Origin of the sequence: Dyadobacter sp. CY343 (assembly GCF_021390335.1) — a bacterium.
Lineage (GTDB): Bacteria > Bacteroidota > Bacteroidia > Cytophagales > Spirosomataceae > Dyadobacter.
In genome coordinates this window covers 765988-787169 of record NZ_JAJUXK010000004.1, presented here as the reverse complement: position 1 = coordinate 787169, position 21182 = coordinate 765988, and the positions used below count along the sequence as shown (strand labels likewise).

Sequence of the window (21182 nt, the reverse complement as noted above, 5' to 3'; positions counted from 1 at the left end):
GTCTGTCAGCCTGAGCGCAGTCGAAGGCACGTGCCTTCGGCTGCGCTCAGGCTGACAGATGCGCTCAGGCTGACAAGCATGCTAACCCCTTAATTCCTCCGCCCGGTATCCAGCGGAATCGGCGGCGGCCCGATCAGGAATTCGTCTTCGGCGCTTCTTCCGGCCGGGGTACTATCACCTTCAATACCCAGTGAATCGCTCATGCTCGGCAGGTAAAGTGTCGGGCAGTTGTAGTTTTTCTCGATCTTGAAACTCGGTTTTGGAAATGGTCCCGTTTCGTAAGCCAGCGACTTATCCCTGTATATTTTTTCCAGAAAACTACCCACAATAGGTAGCGCCGTTTTTGCGCCTTCTCCCAGATTCGTTGTCCGAAAGTGAATGCTTCTGTCGTCGCCGCCTACCCAGGCTCCCACAACGAGGTCGCGCGTGATGCACATAAACCAGCCGTCAGAGTTGTTGGAGGTTGTACCCGTTTTTCCGCCCAGTTCGTTCCTGTTTTTGGTCACATCAAATTTCCAGCGGATACTGCCCGAAGTTCCCCCCGGCTCTTCCACACCTGCTTTCAGCATTTGTGTCATCAGAAATGCAGTTTCCGGGCGTATTGCCTGGCGGTGCTCTGCCTGGAATTCCTCTATTACCTTACCGTTACTGTCTTCAATTTTTGTCACCAGGATCGGCTTTGTATAAGTACCATTGTTCACAAATACGCTGTAAGCTGCGACCATATCATAAAGGGACACATCAAAAGGTCCCAAACCGATTGAAGGAAGTCCTTTCAGCGGCGTAGTGATACCCATTTTCTTGGCATAACGCGCCACATTATCAGCTCCGATCTGGTCGGTCAGCTCGGCGGTAACCGAGTTTATTGACTGTGCGAGCGCCCTGCGCAGCGTCATGCTTGCATAAGTGTAGGTGCCGGTTGCATTGCGCGGCCGCCATTCTTTCTGCTCACCGTCCTCCATATATATTTTTTCAAACGGCTTGTCGACGATCTCGTCGCAGGGAGACATATTGAATGTAGAATCGTCGATCGCCGCGGTGTATACGAACGATTTAAAGGTCGAGCCGGGCTGCCTCTTTCCTTGCTTTACCGCATCGTATTTGAAGTAGTTGTAATCCAAACCACCTACCCACGCTTTGATCTGGCCACTTTGCGGGTTCATCGCCATCATTCCGGCACGCAGGATCCGTTTGTAGTAATCCAAAGAATCCATCGAACTCCAGTACTTTTTCATCTCGCCGCTATTCTTCCAGTCGTAGACGGTCATCGTGTCTTTCTTATTCAAATAATATGTGATGCTGTCCGGGTTGTTCGGGAATTTCGCTGCGAGCGATCTGTATTTGCTGGTGCGTTTTACTACGGTTGGTAAAAAGTCGGTAATCTCTTTTCCCTGCTCGTCAACCCATGGATTCTGGTTGCGCCAGTGTTCTTCAAAAACGCGCTGCAACTGCTTCATTTTCTGCGTCATCGCTTCCTCAGCAGCTTCCTGCATGCGCGAATCGATGGTGGTGTATATTTTCAGGCCGTCGGTATAAAGATCATATCCCTGCTCGTCGCCCCATTTTTTTACAAAATCCACTACTGCATTCTTGAAATAATTGGCATTTCCGTCGTAGGGAGTTTCAAATTTGGTTTTCAGCTCAATGGGCAATGCGCTGAGCGAATCGGCTTCCTTGGGGCTGAGATAACCATATTTCTGCATTTGCCCGATCACCACATTCCGGCGTTCCTGCGAGCGTTTGATATTCCGAATCGGGTTATAAGTCGTTGTCGCCTTCTGCAAACCAACCAAAACCGCCGCCTCCTGTACATTGAGACTATCCGGCGACTTACTGAAATAGGATTGCGCCGCTGTGTTGATCCCGTAAGTATTATTTCCGTAGTCGACGGTATTGAAATACATCGTCAGGATCTCTTCTTTCGTGAAGTTCCTTTCCAGCTTAATGGCAGTCAGCCACTCTTTTGTTTTATAAATTAATATACTGAATCCCGGAATATAGCTCAGCAAGCCGCGCGCGCCCGATCTTCTGGTTTTAAATAGCTTTTTAGCTAGCTGTTGCGTAATGGTACTACCGCCTCCACGGTCCGTAGCGCCCGTTGCAATGCCAATCGCCACGCTGGCCATTGCTTTGTAATCAATACCCGAATGTTTGTAAAAACGAACGTCCTCTGTCGCGATCAATGCATTCACGAGGTTTGGCGAGATCATTTTAGAGGTGACCGGCGTGCGGTTTTCAGTATAAAACTTGCCGATCATCACACCGTCGGAAGTATATATCTCAGAAGACTGGGCTACTTTGGGATTTTGAAGGTCTTCTACGCTGGGCATGCTGCCCATAAGGTACAGGAAATTGGTTTCGACAGAAAAGATATAAAGTGCAAGTGCTACGAACCCATAAGCGAATGTTTTCCAGATGATCATCACCGGGCGGTAGAAAGGCGATTTTGTATCCACATTTCTTTCCCACCAATCGTTTAGCGATCTCTTCTTGTCCCGGTAAGATTGGAATAATCTGTCAGCGCGTTTTTTACCTGTAAAAAGCGATGTAAGCTTGTATGCAATACGGTTGATGAGGGAGGCAATGAATCTGAATACTGCCCTTATTTTATTAAAAAACGATCGGATAACTTGCATCAAACGTTATGGTTCGTAAGAATTCAAAGATAAGAAAAGCCGGACATTTCTGACTGAGTCCGGCTTTTGAGGTTAATGTTATTCGGCTTTATCAAATTTCAATGCGGCGCCATTCATGCAATACCGGAGTCCGGTTGGTTTTGGGCCGTCACTGAAAACGTGTCCCAAATGTCCGCCGCAAGTTCTGCAAACAACTTCCGTCCGGACCATTCCGTGTGTTTTGTCCACGATCTCTTCTACATTTTCCTTTGCAATAGGCTGAAAGAAACTTGGCCAACCTGAACCTGATTCATATTTGGTCTCAGAGCTGAACAACGGCGTTCCGCAAGCTGCGCAAACATAGGTCCCTTTTTCTTTATTGTCATTATAAGGGTGTGAGAATGGCCGCTCAGTTCCTTTTTCAAAAAGAACAAAACACTGCTGGCCTGTCAGTTCCTGTTGCCACTCTTCTTTTGTCTTTTGTATCTCTCTCATTTTTACTTAAAGTTTTGAAGATATGTCTGGTACCGGAAAAATTGTACCGTATCCAACTAATAACGCAGTGGCACTATTTATCGTTTAGTAAAGATGCGCCGCAACCACGAATCTTCCCGGGGCCAGCATTGATTGGGCGATTCCGGCGATCTTCTGAACAAGCCAGCCGAGAGACCGAAATACAGGTTAAATGCTTTCGGGTTGCCAATATTCAAAAGTCCCGTAAGATGGTCGGTACCGATCCAAAGCGGCCCTGCGCGTCCTACAAGCCCGATTGCGGGCGATCTGTACCTGTTCATGAGCGAAACCGGGACCGACAATTCGTACCATTTATGCTCAATCCTGGGTGTTACACCAATATACGATTCAGCTTTCATCCCGAATGCACCCTGGGAGATCAGATTTTGAACCCAGAGTCCGCTCACGTAGATTTTTTCCTTTACATGATAATCCACACTTGCCTGAAATGCCATCGGTAATCCCGACTTAAAATTAGGAGCAATAGGTGCGCCGCCGTCGAGCGACGAGTTGATCGCATTGAAAAGCCCCTCCGATCCTTCCAGCTTCTGGAACGAATCGTAGCGAAACTCCTTATTGACAGTACGCGTTTCCTGCTGCAAAATGTAGGAAGGATTTTTGAAATGTACGCGCCCGATATCGGTCAGCGAAACTGCTACGCGGTACAGATATTTGTTTTTGGAAGCATCCCTTTTCCGCTCGCCTTTCTCGGTATAAGTGTATTTATTGATGTTGGGCCGGTATTCGTAAACAGCCCCAATATCAAATCCCCAGCCGCTGCCAGGAGGCGCGCCGCCCAGAAGCCAGGCAGGCGAAGGCTTGATATTCTGAAAACCTTCGTCACGTGTAATCGCGTATTTGACATTGGCTTCCTGTACATTGATAAACTGGCGGCGATTTTCATAAGCCTGGTCCGGCTGCAAATCGTAGCTTGAACTTTCTACGATCGCGTGCGCATTATACAGTCCGATCAGCCTTTTAACCGTAAAACCAACCTTGATAAATTCGGTCTCATTATCGAGGGCGATTCCTCCGAAAGTCAGGGCTATTTCCCCTAATCCATTGAAATGCAGCTGCCCTGACTGGTTCTGAAAAGTCTGACCCTGTAATTCTTCCAGCTGCGCCGTTTTGCTGATCAGTCGCGCCATTGGTTCGGTAAGCTGCGAAGCATTCAGGATATAACGTGCCCGCGTAGCAATTCCGATCCCGGCCCTTCCTTTCAATATATTGAACATAATTGACGGAAGCCGGGTATCTCCTCCTGCATTTATGTATTTGGAATTACCATTCAACCTTTCTGTCAAATAGGCGCGCGGGAAGCGTAAAACGCCTCTTTCGGTTCTGTATTGATCGTCGACCGTATTGGTGATCAAGCTCAGAAAGGAAAATGGAGCTGCGTATTTGACGTGATTGTTGCCGGTATAAAACTGGGAACCGACAAAATTTACGTAAACCGAATACCGGCTGTCAGCCACGAAGGCCGGGTTATGGTAGAGTGCCTGAGTACCCGCAAAGTTTCCCATGGCAACGCCCGGCATATGCTGAGTCAGGCCTTTGCAGGCCGCTCCCAGTACAATGATGAACGTGAGTAATAAACTTTTGGGCATAGTCACTAGAAAACGTTGAATAAAGGAATTTTATATTAGTGTACAAAGAAAAGCTGAACTGCACGGAGTTGCAACGAATGTTTTTAGGAATAAGTGATTTATTGTTCCCGGGAAGCGGCATGATTTTAGTGAACTCTGAAATCCTGCCTTAGGAGTAGCGTATAAGATAATACTAAGATAAAATAGGTAGTGTTCAATAATTCGAAAACTGCCAGCATACAATAAGTGCTTTACCGGCGGCCCAACGTCAGATTGGACGCACGCTCGATCTTTTGATCGTTTTGTTAATTGAAACATTGACCATATATTGTTTTGATAAACTCGGGTATAGACTTATTCAAATTTTGTATTGTATGAATTTTTCATTTTCAAATTATCAAAGCGAAAATTTCTTTGACGAAATGTTTTCACCAGAGGGACAGATCCGTCCCGGCTATGAACATTTGAAAAGCAAATTCGAAAATCTGACACATGATGACCTCACGAACAGGCAGCTTGCTACCGAGCGTGCACTGCTTTCGATGGGGATCACATTTAATGTATATTCTGAGGGAGAGGGAACGGAGCGGATCATGCCGATCGATATTATCCCGCGTGTGCTGTCCAATGCAGAGTGGGAGTGGCTTGAAAAAGGGCTGAAACAGCGCATCAAGGCATTGAATATGTTTATTGACGATGTTTACAATGAACAGAATATCCTCAACGACGGAGTTGTTCCACGCGAGCTGATCGAATCGAGCAAATGCTTTTTGAAACCTTGTCTCGGCCTGAAACCACCCAAAGGAATCTGGTGCCACATTACCGGAACTGACCTGATCAAAGGCGACGATGGTACTTTTATGGTTTTGGAAGATAACCTGCGCTGTCCTTCCGGGGTTTCGTATATGCTTGAAAACAGGGAGTTGTCAAAACAGATTTTTCCTGATGTATTGGCAAGAACAGGTGTTCGACCGGTATCTGATTATCCTACCCGGTTGCTGCAAATGCTGCAACACCTCGCCGATCGCCCCAACCCAACTGTGGCTGTACTTACGCCGGGGATATATAATTCCGCCTATTTCGAACATTCATACCTCGCCCAACAAATGGGTGTGGAGCTCGTGGATGCGCGGGATCTGGTTGTTTCTGACGGTTATGTGAAAATGCGGACTACCAACGGTTTGCAGATCGTGGACGTAATCTATCGTCGTATAGACGATACTTTTATGGATCCGGAGGCATTCAATCCAGACTCACTGATCGGTATTCCGGGGATATTTGAAGTGTATAAAAAAGGAAGGGTAGCGCTCGCCAATGCTCCGGGAACGGGCGTGGCTGACGATAAAGTAGTGTATGCTTATGTTCCACGGATCATCAAATACTACCTGAACGAAGAGGCGATCATCCCGAACGTGCAGACTTACATTTGCGGCGAAGAAGAAGATTTCAATTATGTGATCGAAAATATCGCGCAATTGGTTGTAAAAGAAGCCAACGAAGCAGGAGGCTACGGAATGCTGATCGGCCCGAAAGCGACGGAAGAGGAGCACGAGCTTTTCAGACAAAAAATTCGTGATAATCCCCGGAATTATATCGCGCAGCCCACTATTTCGTTGTCGCGCGTTCCGTGTATGATCGAGGGGCATGCAGAAGGAAGGCACGTGGATCTGCGGCCTTACATCCTGTATGGAGATGATATCAGTGTCATTCCAGGTGGATTAACGAGAGTTGCGTTGCGTAAAGGGTCTCTGGTTGTAAACTCGTCACAAGGTGGCGGGGGCAAGGATACCTGGGTTTTGTATTGACTTATCATGAGCAGTTACTGGCAGGCTGTTTGTGATGAGGGTTAATGAAAATTTCATTGACATCGATTTACTAAATATGCCTAAATAAATAGAATTCAGTAACTTAAATGCTAAAAAACGATGCAACGCGAGGTCACCGGTTGGTTTAGTCCGGCGCTTAACGAACACATGAATATTGCAGTTTACGGACACTACGGATTTGCGCTTTTGCTGATTCCTACCGCCGCTTCCGACTATCTGGAATATGAACAAAACGGATTAATTGAGAGTATCCGACCTTTTATTGATGCAGGGAAAGTAAAAGTTTACTGCATCAACAGTATTAATTCGGAAAGCTGGCTGAATCCATATATGAGCGGATATGAGAAGGCTGTGAGGCACCAGCTGTTTAATGATTATGTAATTAAAGAGGTAATACCCTTTATTAAGGAAAGTACAAGCCCAAATAACGAAATCATTGCAGGCGGTGCTTCTTTTGGTGCAATGCACGCAGCAAACCTATTTTTCAAGCACCCGGATTATATCAACGGCATCATCGCGATGAGCGGCTGTTATGACCTGAGCGTTTACACGGACGGATATTATGATGATAATGTGTATTTCAACTCGCCGGTGCACTATTTGCCGCAATTAAAAGCAGAGTGGCATTTGTCTATGTACAGGGATAGTCGCCACATTCATTTTGTGACAGGCTCAGGTGCCTATGAAGTGCCGGATTACTCGAAGCATATTTCTGCGATCCTGGCCTCTAAAAATGTTCCGCACGAACTGGATATCTGGGGCAACGATATGCCGCACGAATGGTGGGTTTGGAGAAAAATGCTTCCACATTACCTGGAAACAAGATTTTGATTTATGAAAAAGGGGCAGTGTTTGGCTGCCCCTTTTTTTATTAAGCTCCTTCGAATTGCCGCAGGAAGCGTACATCATTTTCTGTAAATAACCGGAGATCATTGATCCCGTACCGCAGCATCGTAATCCGCTCGATGCCCATTCCGAATGCAAATCCGGTATATTCTTCACTATCGATCCCGCAATTTTCAAGCACATTTGGATCAACCATACCCGAACCTGCGATCTCTACCCAGCCACTGTATTTGCATACATTGCAGCCTTTTCCTTTACATATAAAACACGTTACGTCAATTTCCGCACTCGGCTCTGTAAACGGAAAGTAAGAGGGGCGTAACCGGATCTTGGAATCTTTGCCAAACATTTCCTTGGCGAAGTGGTACAAAGTGTCTTTAAGATCCTTAAAACTCACATTTTTATCAACATACAAACCTTCCACCTGGTGAAAAACGCAGTGCGCGCGCGCTGAAATCGCCTCGTTCCGGAAGACCCTTCCCGGCATAATGGAGCGGATCGGTGGCTTTTGTTTTTCCATTAACCGCACCTGAACGTTCGAGGTGTGCGTCCGCAGCAGCACATCGTCCTTTACTTCACCTTCACTTTTCGATATAAAGAAAGTATCCTGCATTTCGCGCGCAGGGTGGTTATCGGCAAAATTCAATGCGCTGAAATTGTACCAGTCCTTTTCAATTTCCGGTCCGTAGGAAACGTTAAAGCCCATTCGCTCGAAAATCTCAATGATCCTGCGCCGCACAATAGTCAGCGGATGCAGGCTGCCTTGCAAATGGGGAGCAACCGGCAGCGTAAGGTCAATAAGCATTTCCGGATTTGCCGTTTCTGTATTTTCAAGCGTCGCAGAAAATTCCTGAAAACGATTCTGCGCCAGGTTTTTAAGTGTATTCAATTCCTGGCCAACTGCGCGGCGATCCTCCTGGGGAATATTTTTAAGTCCGTCAAAAAGCTCGGTTACCGCACCTTTTTTACTGATATATTTCAACCTGAATGCTTCCAGCTGCTCTTTGCTGGTTACTGAGGCCGCCTCAATTTCGGATACTAATTCCTTTACCTTTTCGGTAATCATAACGCATTGATTATTGGTGGTAACGATACTCAAAATTGCCACTCCGAGCTGAGCAGGGCGACAAAATGCATTCAAAGATAATCAAAGTTAGGAGGTGCATTAAATGGTGACGATAGCTACGTACCGTTTTTAGTCAATTTTTTCCTGCAAGCGACGTTTTTTGGACTACGTAAAATTACGCATTTTGCTAAGGTCGGTTACGCTTTCTGCTTTTTGAATAAAACGTAAATAATTGATATTGAGACTATTATATTTTCATACGTACTTTTACGTATTTTATTTGAGGTGCACTATTGACTAATTTTGAATCAACCAATCAAACATATTAGTCATACGTTCCCATGAAAAATTACACACCATTTACCCGCACCAACTTGGTTGAAAGGACTTACAGCGACAGCCGTTCTTCAATTTCAGTACAATCAATGGGCCGCACCATCTATTTGACTCCCGACGTAATCACTTTCCTGGAAGGTGAAGGAAACTATACATTTATATATACGAACACCGGAAAGAAGTATCTGGTATCCAAAACTTTAAAGTCGTTGGCTGAGCTGCTCAATCCAAATTTCATGCGCGTTCACAAATCATATTTAGTGAATGCCGATTACATCGTTGAAAGAATGGAAGATGACAGAATGCTGAAATTATCCTGTGGTAAAGAAGTAGCGGTTTCGAGAAGAAAGATCAAAGAGGTTTCCGGATTTCTGGATCACACTTCGCTCCAAATCAGCGCATAGATCTTGTGAATTAAATTAGTGGGTTATTCATAAAAACAGCAGCCATCGCTTGATCGAAGGCTGCTCGTTTTGTTTAAGGGCAATGAGTGAATGAGTGAATGAGTAAATTAGTGAATTAGTGAATGAGTGAATGAGTGAATGACTTAATATTCACTCATTCACTCATTCAAAATTAAAACAACTTGATCCCCAGCGTCACCTGCCAGGAACTGATCTTCTGCTTCACATCGCCACTGGTATTTGCGCCGCTCGTTTCGAATGAAGCTATATTGGTAAAGGAACCTTCCTTTCTTACGTCCAGACTAAAACTCCCCAGATCAAGGCCGGCGCCCAGTTGGTAACCGAATGTTGCCTGAGATAAAGAATTGTTGAGATCTGATGTGTAGTATTTAAAAGCATCCCTCAATTTCTGATTATCGCCGATACGGAACGAAGTTACCGGCCCAGCCAAAATCCGGAAAGGTCCGCCTTTCAGACCAATCAGTAAAGGCACATCGATATTGCTGTATTTAATATTAACTGTTTTAGTAACCGGCTGTTCCTTGCCCATTTCGATAATATCAAAGGAGCCGCCTTTTGTAGAAACCAACACTTCCGGCTGGATAAAAAGCGTGCGGCCAAACCTTGCATAAACCCCACCTACTGCACCTGTTTTTGTATTAAAGCTTTGTTTTAAATTGTCTTTCACCTCCTGGCCGTTATATCCCAGATAGGGATTGCCGGCATCGTCGTAACGCGTCGTAAAAACATCTCCCATGGTTAAGCGCGAAAGGTTTACGCCTCCTTTGATCCCAAATGCAAACCCTTTTTTCTGTGCCTGTGCCGACCCGACCGCTGCAATGCATAACAAACAAATACAAGCTACTTTTGTCAGTGTGTTCATGGATAATATCATTATTTAAGTAAAACCGGATAATAACGCCAAAAAATAAAAAACTATACCTTACCTATATTTTTTTTGATTTTGTGGTAGAAACATCCAAATATTCAGGTAAAAGTCTGCATTATTCGTTAATCAGCATATAATTATAAATTAGATTATTCTATTATGGCCAAAGCCAAGACTGCCTACTTCTGTCAAGAATGCGGGTATAATTCACCCAAATGGGTCGGAAGATGTCCATCCTGCGGAGAATGGAATACTTTCGTTCAGGAGGTAATTGAAAAGGAAGATCCAAAAACCGCCGTTGCCTGGAAGTCTGTCAACCTGGCCAGCCGACCGCGAGCAATTGCCGAGATCGAATACCAGAATGAGCCAAGGATCACAACTTCTGACCACGAGCTGAACCGGGTACTCGGAGGCGGGATTGTGCAAGGTTCATTGGTGTTGATTGGCGGCGAGCCCGGTATCGGCAAATCCACGCTGATGCTGCAAATCGCGTTGACACTTGCTAATAAAAAAGTGCTGTACGTTTCCGGCGAAGAGTCGGACCAGCAGATCAAAATGCGAGCTGAACGGATGTCGGTCAAAAGCGAAAACTGCTTTATTCTCACCGAAACACACACTCAAAACATCTTCCGCCAGATCGACGACTTCAAGCCGGATGTTTTGATCATCGATTCGATACAAACAATGCAGTCAACCTTCATCGAGTCCGGGGCCGGCAGCGTTTCGCAGGTGCGCGAATGCACGGCTGAATTCATGAAGTATGCCAAAGAAATGGGCGTTCCGGTGTTCCTGATCGGGCATATTACCAAAGATGGTTCCATTGCCGGGCCCAAAGTCCTGGAACATATGGTCGATACAGTCTTGCAATTCGAAGGCGACCGGCACAATACTTACCGTATTTTACGTACTGCGAAAAACCGCTTCGGCAGCACTTCTGAGCTCGGTATTTACGAAATGCACGGATCGGGACTCCGGCAGGTCAGTAACCCTTCAGAGATCCTGATCTCCCAGCGCGACGAACCCGTCAGCGGCATCGCAATCGGTTCGATGATGGAAGGTAACCGGCCACTTTTGATTGAAATTCAGTCACTTGTAAGCGTTGCAACCTATGGAACGCCGCAGCGAAGCAGCACCGGCTACGACGCCAAACGATTGCAAATGTTACTCGCCGTGCTCGAAAAAAGGGGAGGTTTCAGATTAGGCACACAGGATGTATTCCTGAATGTAGCGGGCGGTTTAAAAGTGGAGGATCCTGCTATCGACCTCGCCGTAGTCGCTTCTCTGGTTTCGTCTTATGAAGATAAATACATTCCGCCTTCGATCAGTTTTGCTGCGGAAGTAGGGTTAGGAGGCGAAGTCAGGGCCGTAAATCGCATTGAAAACCGCATTTCCGAAGCTGAAAAGCTGGGTTTTAAAAAAATCTATATTTCGAAATACAATAGCAAAGGTCTGGATCTGAAAAGAAACAGCATTGAAATTATTCCGGTAGCCCATTTGGACCAGCTTTTCATGTCGCTTTTCCTGAACTAGGATTAATATTTTGCGTAAAAGCTTTTGAGTTTGCTGGTCAATCTTTCGTAAATCGGTTTACTGAATTCCACAAAAAGTTGCTGAGGGTCAGGAGGTAATAGCTCCTGACTCTTCGATTTCCGGAGTTGAGCCGGGGTTAAGGCACGTTCGTCGCCGTTGAAAGTAGCCCATTCGCACATCCAGTTATATTCCCCGTTAAACTTCTCCCGGTTGACTACCTGTTTGGTATTAAAATCGGTAATCTGCATATCCAGCAATCCGCCAGAAAGTACCGTCTTCCGTATCTGTGTAAATTTTGCAGTCACTTTTCCATATATCGGCACCTTCGTTCGGCCTACCGTTTTTTCGCCTACTTTGACCGTATCCTTGCTCGTAAAAGTCTCCGTATTCTTTTCGATCATCGTCTGGCCCACCACGAAATCGTCGAACTGAAGTGTGATCACGTGATCAGGCTTCAGGTCAATATCGGCGGCTTCTTCCGGCAAGTAGAAGCGGACGAATTTGTTAAGCCGCTTGTTCGTTTGGAGGTATTCATTCACTCGATCCTGGAAATACTCATTGCTAAGCTGGTACCGCTTCGAAGTCACAAGTACCTGTTCCACCACCACCTTGAACGATGCCAGTTCATAAGCTACTTCCAATTTCTTTTTGTTGTCGTTAAACTCCGGAAGCAGTTCGTCTACTTTCTCAAAATGCGCGTAGGCGAGCCTGGCATTTTCGCGATCGCCTGTTTTCAAATAGTTGGTGCCTTCTTTATATCGCACACTCGCTGCATTATGCCTGGCCAGCTTTTCGTCATTTGTAAAATCAACAGGAGTGACCACACTGACACAAGCAGCACAGGAGCTGATTTCGCGGTAAAGTCTGTTGAGTTTGACGTATGTTTCCAGCTGAGGTTCCCAGTGAAATATATCTTCCGATGTTTTGTGTACTTCAATCACTTTTCGGTGCTGATCGACGGCCAGCGGATACGCTTGCCTGAGTGCTTCGAGGGAAGCGCCGTGCGAAGGATTACTTTTTATTTTATCAACCGCCCGCAATACCGATTCATCGAACTCACCTTTTTTGAGCGATTTTTCAGCTGATTTACAATTGATAAGTAAGAAAATAGAGAGTAAAGTAAGCGTGAGATAGCTGAGGGTAGATCGTTTTTTCATAGAGATAGCGGAACCGAAGAGAGGAATTTGCTATCAAATTACTTAAAAAATCACCTCATTTTGGAGTGTTTCACTAAATACGCCATTAGAATAGGGTCGAAGCCTTTTGCAATATCCGCCTCAATGAAATCGATCTTGTACTGGCCGCATTTCAGTTTGAGTTTTGTGTAAAAATCGCTGACAAATTCTTTATAAGACGCTCTGACCTGATCGGGCTGTACCTTCACTTTTTCACCCGTTTCAAGATCAATAAATTCATAAGGCCGGTTTTCGAAAGCAAAATCTTCCTCCGTCTTCTTGTCGGTTACGTGGAAGAGCAAAACTTCGTGGAGGTTATGGCGCAAATGTTGAAGTGCAGAGAAGATCTTGTCCGCATCTTCCAGATTATCAAACATATCACTGAAAATAACGACTAGTGAACGTTTGTGAATTTTCTCGGCAATCTGGTGCAGGATCTCAGAAACCGACGTTTTTTGAAGCGGGCGCTTCGCTGACAGCTGGTTTTCCAGTTCCAGCATGATCTTATGAACATGGGAAGGCGTGGATTTTACGGCTGTCTGGATTTCTATTCCTTCTGAAAATGTGCAGAGACTTACCGCATCCTTTTGTCTTTGAAGCAAATAGGTAAGACTGGCAGCAGCCATTACGCTGAAAGTCATTTTGCCATAACTTTCTTCCGGGTAATACATGGAAGAAGAAGTGTCTAGCAAGATATGGCAGCGGAGATTGGTTTCTTCTTCATACCGTTTGACGTAAAGCCGATCGGTCTTCCCGAATACTTTCCAATCTATATTCCGGGTAGATTCTCCCGTATTGTAAAGCTGATGTTCTGCAAATTCGACTGAAAAGCCGTGAAAAGGGGACTTGTGTAATCCGGTAATAAATCCTTCAACAAGCTGTTTAGCGAGGAATTCGAGGTTCCCGAATTCTCTGACTTTGGCTAAATCAAGCTGCCGGTTGCTCATTGAAAAAGTCAGATTTATTGTTTACCGCGCATTGCGATCACTTTTCCGGATTTTGGGTCAATATGTTCGTAGGATTCAAGTAAGACCATTCCTTCCATTCCTACAACCCTTACAGATACATTGGCGACACCCTGAGCAACTATTCCTAATAATCTTGCTGCTTCCTTACTGAGGTCGACAATCCTGTTCTTTGCAAATGGGCCTCTGTCGTTAACTCTGACAATTACTTTCTCATCATTATTCAAATTCGTTACTTCTAGCATTGTATTCAGTGGGTAACTTCTGTGGGCGGCGAGCAGCTGACTGCTTTTGTGCACTTCTCCAAATGAAGTCTTTTTTCCATTGAACCGGCTTGCGTAATAGGAAGCATTTCCGGTTTCCGTTTTGCCAAGTTTAACCTGGGCAATTGTTTCAGGCGCTGCTGCTGCGAAAGCTAACAAGATGAGAATCAGAGTCCGACGATAAGTCATATCTCAGGATTTAAGTGGAACATAATAAGGAAAACAATCCCTATTTGATACGCTTTGCCGGATTATTCGTGGGAATTGAATACCCCGGAATTTCAAAAGTAATATAAAAAACGAAGAACCGAACAAAAACTATGGTGAAAGTGCAAACGAAATATAAAATAGTATAAATCTCAGCCGGGACGCTGCTAATATGTTTACGTTTTTTTGTTCGCAGCAATAAACTTTATATTTTAGCGTTTGAAAACCTATTTAAAACTAAACATAGTGGAAGACAGAGAGCAAATCTACTCCAAAAGGGTTAGGGCAGGAAAACGGACTTACTTCTTCGATGTTCGCTCTACGCGATCTAACGATTATTATCTCACCATTACAGAGAGCCGCCGCCATCCTCAGGGAGACGGATTTACGTACGAAAAGCATAAGATGTTTTTGTATAAAGAGGACTTTGATAAGTTTGTAGATGCCTTGAAGGAAGCCGTAGATCACGTGAAAACAGAGCTGATGCCGGAAGTTGACTTCTCTCAGTTTGAAGCCAAGGCCGACGAGGTTGACGCAGTAGTAGGGGAGTCGGATCTTAAGTGGGACTAAAATTTTTACTTTAATATAAAAAGCCTTCGCAATCAATTACGAAGGCTTTTGGTTTTTGTACTCGCTAAATGGTAATTTTGCAAAAAAATTTAATTTAGCAGTCAGGAGTTCTTTGCTTTACAATAAGAAGAGTGCCTGCTATTCACTGCATACTTCTAATCTATGAGTCTTCAATGCGGGATCGTTGGGTTGCCAAATGTTGGGAAATCCACTCTCTTTAATGCCATTTCTACCGGAAAAGCCGAAGCTGCCAATTATCCATTCTGTACTATCGAACCCAATGTGGGCGTCGTGACCGTACCCGACGAGCGCCTGGAAATTCTGACTAGCCTTGTCAAGCCTCAGAAAGTGATCCCTACAATTATCGAGTTTGTGGACATAGCCGGCCTTGTGAAAGGTGCGAGCCAGGGCGCAGGCTTGGGGAACAAATTTTTGGCCAATATCCGTGAAGTCGACGCTATCGTGCACGTTGTTCGCTGCTTTCAGGACGAGAACGTGGTGCACGTGGAAGGTCGTGTGGATCCTGTTTTCGATAAAGAAATCATCGACGCCGAACTTCAGTTGAAAGATTTGGAATCGGTTGACAAGAAAATACAACGTACAGAGAAAGGCGCGCGTGCCGGTGATGCCAAAGCAAAGGCAGAATTGGAATGGTTGAAAAAATACAAATCGACCCTCGAAGCCGGAAATAATGCAAGAAGCCTGGAAATTGACGACGAGACCAAAGAGGCTGTGATCGGCGACCTCCAATTGCTGACTGCCAAGCCAGTATTGTACGTGGCCAATGTAGATGAAGGTTCAATGCTGACAGGTAACGAATATTCTGAGAAATTGAGGGAAACAGTTGAAAAGGAGGGTGCGGAAGTAATTATTCTTTGTGCAGCTATTGAATCTCAGATCTCTGAAATCGAGGATCCGGAGGAGCACGAGATGTTTTTGAGCGAATATGGTTTGAAAGAATCGGGTTTAAGTAAACTGATCAAAGCTTCCTATTCACTGTTGAATCTGATCACCTACTTTACTGCCGGCGTGAAAGAAGTACGTGCCTGGACGATCGAGAAGGGTTGGAGAGCACCCCAGGCTGCGGGCGTAATTCACAGTGATTTCGAAAAGGGCTTTATTCGTGCAGAAGTTATCAAAATTGCTGATTATGAGCAATATAAAACTGAGGCTGGGGTGAAGGAAGTTGGCAAAATGGCTGTTGAAGGAAAAGAATATGTAGTTGCCGACGGAGATATTATGCATTTCCGATTCAATGTCTAAAACCGAATTTTGTTTTAAATAGAAGCTAAAAAAAATGCCCCCAAAAAGTGAAACACTGATTGGGGGCATTTTCTATTACAAAGCGATTGGAACTAGACTTCCATGATCTCCTTTTCCTTCGCAGAATAAATTTGCTCCACTTTGGCAACAAATCCGTCGGTCAACTTCTGAACGCGGTCTTCGCTTACTTTTATTAGATCTTCCGCAACTCCTTCCTTAGTCAGCTTTCTAAGTGAATTATTAGCGTCCTGGCGGATATTACGGATATTGATCTTCGCTGTTTCGATTTCGTTTTTAGCTCTTTTTGCCAATTCTTTCCTGCGTTCCTCATTCAGGGGCGGCACAGATATCCGGATCATTTCCCCATCGTTTGAGGGCGAGAAACCAAGGTTTCCATTGCGTATCGCTTTTTCAATCTCATTGATGATTTTTTTCTCAAAAGGCTTGATCGCAATCGTCCTCGCATCAGGTGTGTTGATAGTAGCCACATTTTGCAAAGGAGTCATTGAACCGTAGTATTCGATTTGGAGACCTTCGAGCATTTGCGGAGACGCTTTTCCGGCCCGGATTTTACCTAACTCAATGATAAGGTGTTTGATAGCGCCTTCCATAGTTTCTTTGGCGTCTTCCAGATATAATTCTATTTCTTCCATTGTTGTATAAATATGCTATTCTCCTAGTTCGATATAAGTGTTCCGACATTCTCTCCCATCACCAGATCGTACAGATTTCCTGGCTTGTTCATATCAAAAACGATAATAGGGAGATTATTTTCTTTGCAAAGCGTGAATGCTGTCAAATCCATGATTTTCAGGTTTTTAGACAGCGCCTCGTCGAATGTGAGCCTGGAATATTTGGTAGCAGTAAAGTCTTTTTCAGGATCAGCTGTGTAAACGCCGTCAACCCGGGTACCTTTCAAAACAACTTCTGACTCGGATTCAATAGCGCGCAAACCGGCTGTGGTATCTGTTGTAAAATAGGGATTCCCGGTTCCTGCTCCGAAAATGACAACCCGCCCCTTTTCAAGGTGACGAATCGCGCGGCGACGGATCAAAGGTTCGCAAACCTGCTCCATTTTGATCGCCGACATCAATCTCGTTTGAATACCATGTTTTTCGAGTGAACTTTGGATAGCCATTCCATTGATCACGGTAGCCAGCATGCCCATATGGTCTCCCTGTACCCTGTCAATCCCGGACTTTTCTACCGACGCGCCGCGGAAAATATTTCCTCCCCCAATTACGATCGCAATCTGAACTCCGACATCAGCAATCCTTTTAATTTCGTTTGCGTAATTGTCCAGAATGTTAAAATCGATCACCTGGGCCTTATCGCCACCATTAAGGGCTTCACCGCTTAATTTAAGTAATAAACGTTTGTATTTTGGTTCGGGCATGATTATGATATCGGTGTTTTTGCCCGTAAAAATAAGCGGACAGAGTCCAGATTACCAAGCTATTTATTGAAACTCCATTAATACCTGGTTTTTTTCAACAATTTCACCCGGAGCTATTTTAAGTGACTTCACAATGCCATTTCCGGCAGACTTGATTACGTTTTCCATTTTCATCGCAACCAGTACCAGCAGAATATCTCCCTTACTGACCTGGTCTCCCTCCGCAACTGCTATGGATTGTATAAGCCCCGGCATAGGCGCTTTAATATGATTTACCTTTTTTGAATCGCTGTTTTGAAGTCCCATTCCTTCGAGTAACAGGTCTAAATTGTCTTTGGCGGTAGTAAAATATTCTGTTCCGTTGATGAGCAGGTGAAAAGACTTTTCCGCGCGCTCACGATTCAGGATTTCAATATTATAAGATTTGTTTTTCCAGATCAGGTGGTACTGGTTCTCGCTGATCTGCACAATATCTCCGTCAAAAAGCGTTTCGCCGATCAGCCAGCCTTCTGGTGTACTACTAATTTCTAACGTCCTGGTCTCGTCGGTCGCCGGGAAATTGTCAGTTACTGCATCGGTGGCAACCGTGATTTTCAGCATAGGATCTCGCTGTAATTGTTGGCTATTTCTTTCAGGATATAATCCAGTTCGTCAAATGTCATCGCTTCCACCAATCTCATCCGATACGGTTTAAAATGTTCCATACCCTTGAAATAGTTGGTATAATGCCTGCGCATTTCAAATACACCTGCTACCGGCCCTTTCCAGCGTATAGAAAATTCAACGTGTCTCCGGCACACATCCACGCGCTGCTCCATTGTAGGCGGAGCGAGTTTTTCGCCGGTTTTCATAAAGTGTTTTATTTCATTGAAAATCCACGGATTCCCGATCGTCGCCCGGCCGATCATAATGCCATCCACGCCAAACCGGTTTCTGTATTCCACCGCTTTTTCGGGTGTATCCACATCGCCGTTACCGAATATCGGAATGGTAATACGGGGATTTTCCTTGATTTTGGCAATCAATGACCAGTCTGCCTCGCCTTTGTACATCTGAACACGCGTGCGACCGTGGACTGATAATGCTTTAATACCAATATCCTGCAAACGCTCGGCCACTTCCTGGACATTCTTCGTATTCTCGTCCCAACCCAGCCTTGTTTTGACTGTTACAGGCAAATGCGTCGACTTGATCACCGCCTCTGTCATTTTCACCATTTTCGGCACATCCTGCAATAAAGCGGCTCCTGCGCCGCGGCAGGCTACATTCTTCACTGGGCAGCCATAATTAATGTCGATCAGGTCGGGGTTTACTCGGGAAGCGATTTCGGCGCAAGAACCCATCGTTTCCACGTCGCTCCCGAAAAGCTGAATGCCCACCGGGCGCTCGTATTCGAATATGTCCAGCTTTTGCACGCTTTTTGCTGCATCGCGGATCAGCCCTTCGGACGATACAAATTCGGTGTACATCAGATCGGCCCCATTTTCCTTACACACCGCCCTGAACGGAGGATCGCTTACATCTTCCATCGGAGCGAGGAGCAGGGGGAAATCGCTCAGTTCTATATTTCCAATCTTAACCATTTCTGTTGAAAAGTGTTTAAAACGGCTGTTTTAAGTAGCGTTTTTGAAGCTCTTGTTTGTTAAGCGCTTATTTTTAAATTGATAATAAACTGTAAATTTACACCAATTATGCAAAATAGTAATCAGGATCTGGTGGTTTCCCGACCGCCCACAGCGTGGGGCAGTTTATTGGTTTTGACCGGGTTTGTGCTCATTGGAATGGCAGTAGGGAATATCCTGGCAGTAGCAGTTCTCGCGCTACTTTTTTCTTCCCACCAGGAAAGTGTCACTGTAATTCTCAATCACCTCATCACTAATCCTGCACAGGTACCCAACGGCTGGAATGCATTAATGATCTTGCAGGGTACCGTCCATTTCTTTTCCTATCTGCTGCCTTCACTGCTTTTCTGGCTTTATATTGAAAGGAAACCGGTGAGCGACATCAGCCCTACCAAGAATCCGCCTGCTATCATCTGGGCACTGGCGTTTATGCTCGTCCTCGTTTTCATTCCTGTCAATAGCTTATTCATTGATTTAAATGCTTCCATGAAGCTGCCCGACGCATTATCCGGACTCGAACGCTGGATGCGGCATAAGGAAGATCAGCTTTCGGTGATGACCGAATTTATCACGAATTACAAGAGTTTCAGTCAGCTTCTGATCGCATTATTTGTAGTGACACTGCTGCCCGCACTGGGCGAGGAGGCTCTGTTTCGCGGGGTGCTGCAAACCAAGATACAACGGCTGACCGGCAACGGACACCTGGCGATCTGGGTTTCGGCCGCGATTTTCAGTGCGATACATTTTCAGTTCTACGGATTCCTGCCAAGAATGCTGCTTGGCGCTTTGTTCGGCTACTTATTTTACTGGACCGGTAATTTCTGGGTTGCAGTATTAGCGCATTTCGTAAATAATGGATTCGTGCTGGTAATGATGTACTTACGCAACCTAGGTATCATTAAAATCGATATTGAAGAAACAAAATCAATGCCGATTTTGCTGATTGCGCTTTCATTCTTCATGTCAATGGCGATATTGCGGTTTATCAGGCAGGTAAATGCGAGCGGGCAGGGGACAGTGCAGCGTTAACAGAACTTTAAAATTTAAATGAATATGGAGGAGAATTGGGTAAAAGCATATCAAAGCGACCAAATGATCAGGGCTGAGATAGCGCGTGAGATATTAGAGCAAAATGGGATTCCGGCGGTGATTGTCAACAAAAAGGATAGCAGTTATCCTATCTTCGGTATGTGTGAAGTGCACGTGCCTGTCAGCGACTTACCTACGGCTCAAACGATACTAATGAATGAAGACTCGATTAAGCAAACTGAGTAATTTACAGCAAAGAACCATCACGGCGCTGGCTGGCGTATTTGTAATTATCGGTTGCATTCTCTACAATGAACTAACCTTTCTACTGCTTTTCTGCACGATCAGTTCGCTTACCCAGCTTGAATTTTACAAGCTCCTGGGGCTCGACGGAAATCAGCCGCTTACATATTATGGTACCTTCTGTGGCACAGTTATGATGTTACTTGCGTATCTGATAGAGCAGGACATTGTTCCGTTTGAAAACTACTTCATTATCAGCCCCTTGTTGTCGATGATTTTCTTTATCAAGCTCTATAAAAAGAATGATCTGAAACCGTTTACCAATATTGGTTTCACCTTTCTGGGGATCATCTACGTGGCGCTGCCTTTTGCATTGATCATCGTAATGGCGATGCGTGGCGGGCGGTACAATTATGAGATCGTGCTGGGGAGTCTTCTGATACTCTGGGCCTCGGATATTGGTGGCTATTTTGCAGGAACAAATTTCGGAAAAAGGAAGCTTTTTGAGCGGATTTCGCCTAAAAAGTCTTGGGAAGGAGCCGTTGGAAGTGCCATTTTTGCAGCCTTTATCGCATTTGCATTGGGGCATTATTTCCGTACCTTCGAACCTTGGAAATGGTATTGCATTGGCGCTATTATCGTAGTTGTAGGTACTTACGGGGATCTGGTGGAGTCACTTTTTAAGCGCAGCATTGCTATCAAAGATTCCGGCAGCAGCATTCCCGGTCACGGTGGTTTTTTGGACCGTTTCGATGGCCTGCTGCTTTCCGCTCCATTTATTGTCACGTTTTTAAAGTTATTTTCCTGACTGCTCCGCCTTTATATCAGCAGCAGGCAA

21 protein-coding genes are annotated in these 21182 nt (G+C 45.1%); 9 read left to right on the top strand and 12 right to left on the bottom strand.

All coding sequences use genetic code 11. The features are described 5' to 3' along the window. Positions 1-89 precede the first annotated feature (89 nt). From LZG94_RS15345 to LZG94_RS15335, 3 genes are all read right to left on the bottom strand, one after another. Positions 90-2636 (bottom strand): penicillin-binding protein 1A, encoded by a 2547-nt coding sequence (locus LZG94_RS15345; RefSeq protein WP_233792730.1) that lies wholly within the window; start codon positions 2634-2636, stop codon positions 90-92. A gap of 78 nt (positions 2637-2714) precedes the next feature. Then, positions 2715-3110: a peptide-methionine (R)-S-oxide reductase MsrB gene (gene msrB / locus LZG94_RS15340; protein ID WP_215234577.1), complete on the bottom strand. Its 396-nt coding sequence runs from the start codon at positions 3108-3110 to the stop codon at positions 2715-2717. Between the two features lie 77 nt (positions 3111-3187). Beyond that, positions 3188-4735: a DUF5723 family protein gene (locus LZG94_RS15335; RefSeq protein WP_233792729.1), complete on the bottom strand. Its 1548-nt coding sequence runs from the start codon at positions 4733-4735 to the stop codon at positions 3188-3190. 353 nt (positions 4736-5088) lie between these two features. On the opposite strand from LZG94_RS15335, the gene LZG94_RS15330 reads away from it, so the two are divergent. Together LZG94_RS15330 and LZG94_RS15325 are read left to right on the top strand one after the other, a co-directional pair. Next, positions 5089-6519 (top strand): circularly permuted type 2 ATP-grasp protein, encoded by a 1431-nt coding sequence (locus tag LZG94_RS15330; RefSeq protein WP_233792728.1) that lies wholly within the window; start codon positions 5089-5091, stop codon positions 6517-6519. Between the two features lie 120 nt (positions 6520-6639). Then, entirely contained in the window at positions 6640-7371 is a 732-nt protein-coding gene (locus LZG94_RS15325; RefSeq protein ID WP_233792727.1) for an esterase family protein, read from the top strand. 40 nt (positions 7372-7411) lie between these two features. Here LZG94_RS15325 and pheS read toward each other — a convergent pair whose 3' ends face one another. Next, positions 7412-8452: a phenylalanine--tRNA ligase subunit alpha gene (gene pheS / locus LZG94_RS15320; protein WP_233792726.1), complete on the bottom strand. Its 1041-nt coding sequence runs from the start codon at positions 8450-8452 to the stop codon at positions 7412-7414. A 341-nt stretch (positions 8453-8793) separates the two neighbouring features. On the opposite strand from pheS, the gene LZG94_RS15315 reads away from it, so the two are divergent. Next, positions 8794-9192 carry a LytTR family DNA-binding domain-containing protein gene (locus tag LZG94_RS15315; RefSeq protein WP_233792725.1) on the top strand — a complete coding sequence of 133 codons (399 nt, stop codon included), beginning with the start codon at positions 8794-8796 and terminating at the stop codon, positions 9190-9192. A 172-nt stretch (positions 9193-9364) separates the two neighbouring features. Here the strand turns inward: LZG94_RS15315 and LZG94_RS15310 are convergent, their stop codons facing one another. Then, a complete protein-coding gene (locus LZG94_RS15310) occupies positions 9365-10075 on the bottom strand; it encodes a porin family protein (protein WP_233792724.1) in 711 nt (236 codons plus the stop codon). 165 nt (positions 10076-10240) lie between these two features. Here LZG94_RS15310 and radA point away from each other — a divergent pair, with 165 nt between their 5' ends. Next, the gene (gene radA / locus LZG94_RS15305) at positions 10241-11611 is read left to right on the top strand and encodes a DNA repair protein RadA (protein ID WP_233792723.1); all 1371 of its coding nucleotides are present in this window, start codon (positions 10241-10243) and stop codon (positions 11609-11611) included. A gap of 2 nt (positions 11612-11613) precedes the next feature. On the opposite strand, the gene LZG94_RS15300 is transcribed toward radA, so the two are convergent. The 3 genes from LZG94_RS15300 to LZG94_RS15290 are packed head-to-tail and all read right to left on the bottom strand — an operon-like array spanning position 11614 to position 14203. Next, a complete protein-coding gene (locus tag LZG94_RS15300; protein WP_233792722.1) occupies positions 11614-12768 on the bottom strand; it encodes a hypothetical protein in 1155 nt (384 codons plus the stop codon). A 50-nt stretch (positions 12769-12818) separates the two neighbouring features. Next, positions 12819-13733 carry a DUF58 domain-containing protein gene (locus LZG94_RS15295; protein WP_233792721.1) on the bottom strand — a complete coding sequence of 305 codons (915 nt, stop codon included), beginning with the start codon at positions 13731-13733 and terminating at the stop codon, positions 12819-12821. A gap of 14 nt (positions 13734-13747) precedes the next feature. After that, the gene (locus LZG94_RS15290) at positions 13748-14203 is read right to left on the bottom strand and encodes a septal ring lytic transglycosylase RlpA family protein (protein WP_233792720.1); all 456 of its coding nucleotides are present in this window, start codon (positions 14201-14203) and stop codon (positions 13748-13750) included. Positions 14204-14440: 237 nt separating this feature from the next. On the opposite strand from LZG94_RS15290, the gene LZG94_RS15285 reads away from it, so the two are divergent. Further along, positions 14441-14791, top strand: coding sequence for a DUF3276 family protein (locus LZG94_RS15285; protein ID WP_255700652.1), 351 nt, complete (start codon positions 14441-14443; stop codon positions 14789-14791). A 162-nt stretch (positions 14792-14953) separates the two neighbouring features. Beyond that, complete coding sequence (gene ychF / locus LZG94_RS15280) at positions 14954-16054, top strand: redox-regulated ATPase YchF (RefSeq protein WP_233792718.1); 1101 nt, start codon at positions 14954-14956, stop codon at positions 16052-16054. A 92-nt stretch (positions 16055-16146) separates the two neighbouring features. Here ychF and frr read toward each other — a convergent pair whose 3' ends face one another. From frr to dusB, 4 genes are all read right to left on the bottom strand, one after another. Beyond that, positions 16147-16707, bottom strand: a complete 561-nt coding sequence (frr, locus tag LZG94_RS15275; RefSeq protein ID WP_233792717.1) for a ribosome recycling factor — start codon at positions 16705-16707, stop codon at positions 16147-16149. A 23-nt stretch (positions 16708-16730) separates the two neighbouring features. Next, entirely contained in the window at positions 16731-17450 is a 720-nt protein-coding gene (pyrH, locus tag LZG94_RS15270; RefSeq protein WP_233792716.1) for a UMP kinase, read from the bottom strand. Between the two features lie 63 nt (positions 17451-17513). Further along, positions 17514-18050, bottom strand: a complete 537-nt coding sequence (locus tag LZG94_RS15265) for an acetyl-CoA carboxylase biotin carboxyl carrier protein subunit (protein WP_233792715.1) — start codon at positions 18048-18050, stop codon at positions 17514-17516. Further along, the gene (gene dusB, locus LZG94_RS15260) at positions 18044-19033 is read right to left on the bottom strand and encodes a tRNA dihydrouridine synthase DusB (RefSeq protein WP_233792714.1); all 990 of its coding nucleotides are present in this window, start codon (positions 19031-19033) and stop codon (positions 18044-18046) included. The genes LZG94_RS15265 and dusB overlap by 7 nt, the downstream gene beginning before the upstream one ends. Before the next feature lie 108 nt (positions 19034-19141). On the opposite strand from dusB, the gene LZG94_RS15255 reads away from it, so the two are divergent. From LZG94_RS15255 to LZG94_RS15245, 3 genes are read left to right on the top strand one after another with little or no spacing between them, the layout of a single operon-like run. Continuing rightward, entirely contained in the window at positions 19142-20101 is a 960-nt protein-coding gene (locus LZG94_RS15255; protein WP_233792713.1) for a CPBP family intramembrane glutamic endopeptidase, read from the top strand. Positions 20102-20125: 24 nt separating this feature from the next. Then, the gene (locus LZG94_RS15250; protein WP_233792712.1) at positions 20126-20347 is read left to right on the top strand and encodes a DUF2007 domain-containing protein; all 222 of its coding nucleotides are present in this window, start codon (positions 20126-20128) and stop codon (positions 20345-20347) included. Further along, positions 20319-21152, top strand: coding sequence for a phosphatidate cytidylyltransferase (locus LZG94_RS15245; RefSeq protein ID WP_233792711.1), 834 nt, complete (start codon positions 20319-20321; stop codon positions 21150-21152). The genes LZG94_RS15250 and LZG94_RS15245 overlap by 29 nt, the downstream gene beginning before the upstream one ends. Positions 21153-21182 lie beyond the last annotated feature (30 nt).

Coding starts and splice junctions, on each gene's coding strand:
- LZG94_RS15345 (WP_233792730.1), bottom strand. CDS start 2,636: ATGCAAGTTATCCGATCGTTTTTTAATAAAATAAGGGCAGTATTCAGA.
- msrB (WP_215234577.1), bottom strand. CDS start 3,110: ATGAGAGAGATACAAAAGACAAAAGAAGAGTGGCAACAGGAACTGACA.
- LZG94_RS15335 (WP_233792729.1), bottom strand. CDS start 4,735: ATGCCCAAAAGTTTATTACTCACGTTCATCATTGTACTGGGAGCGGCC.
- LZG94_RS15330 (WP_233792728.1), top strand. CDS start 5,089: ATGAATTTTTCATTTTCAAATTATCAAAGCGAAAATTTCTTTGACGAA.
- LZG94_RS15325 (WP_233792727.1), top strand. CDS start 6,640: ATGCAACGCGAGGTCACCGGTTGGTTTAGTCCGGCGCTTAACGAACAC.
- pheS (WP_233792726.1), bottom strand. CDS start 8,452: ATGATTACCGAAAAGGTAAAGGAATTAGTATCCGAAATTGAGGCGGCC.
- LZG94_RS15315 (WP_233792725.1), top strand. CDS start 8,794: ATGAAAAATTACACACCATTTACCCGCACCAACTTGGTTGAAAGGACT.
- LZG94_RS15310 (WP_233792724.1), bottom strand. CDS start 10,075: ATGAACACACTGACAAAAGTAGCTTGTATTTGTTTGTTATGCATTGCA.
- radA (WP_233792723.1), top strand. CDS start 10,241: ATGGCCAAAGCCAAGACTGCCTACTTCTGTCAAGAATGCGGGTATAAT.
- LZG94_RS15300 (WP_233792722.1), bottom strand. CDS start 12,768: ATGAAAAAACGATCTACCCTCAGCTATCTCACGCTTACTTTACTCTCT.
- LZG94_RS15295 (WP_233792721.1), bottom strand. CDS start 13,733: ATGAGCAACCGGCAGCTTGATTTAGCCAAAGTCAGAGAATTCGGGAAC.
- LZG94_RS15290 (WP_233792720.1), bottom strand. CDS start 14,203: ATGACTTATCGTCGGACTCTGATTCTCATCTTGTTAGCTTTCGCAGCA.
- ychF (WP_233792718.1), top strand. CDS start 14,954: ATGAGTCTTCAATGCGGGATCGTTGGGTTGCCAAATGTTGGGAAATCC.
- frr (WP_233792717.1), bottom strand. CDS start 16,707: ATGGAAGAAATAGAATTATATCTGGAAGACGCCAAAGAAACTATGGAA.
- pyrH (WP_233792716.1), bottom strand. CDS start 17,450: ATGCCCGAACCAAAATACAAACGTTTATTACTTAAATTAAGCGGTGAA.
- LZG94_RS15265 (WP_233792715.1), bottom strand. CDS start 18,050: ATGCTGAAAATCACGGTTGCCACCGATGCAGTAACTGACAATTTCCCG.
- dusB (WP_233792714.1), bottom strand. CDS start 19,033: ATGGTTAAGATTGGAAATATAGAACTGAGCGATTTCCCCCTGCTCCTC.
- LZG94_RS15255 (WP_233792713.1), top strand. CDS start 19,142: ATGCAAAATAGTAATCAGGATCTGGTGGTTTCCCGACCGCCCACAGCG.
- LZG94_RS15250 (WP_233792712.1), top strand. CDS start 20,126: ATGGAGGAGAATTGGGTAAAAGCATATCAAAGCGACCAAATGATCAGG.
- LZG94_RS15245 (WP_233792711.1), top strand. CDS start 20,319: ATGAAGACTCGATTAAGCAAACTGAGTAATTTACAGCAAAGAACCATC.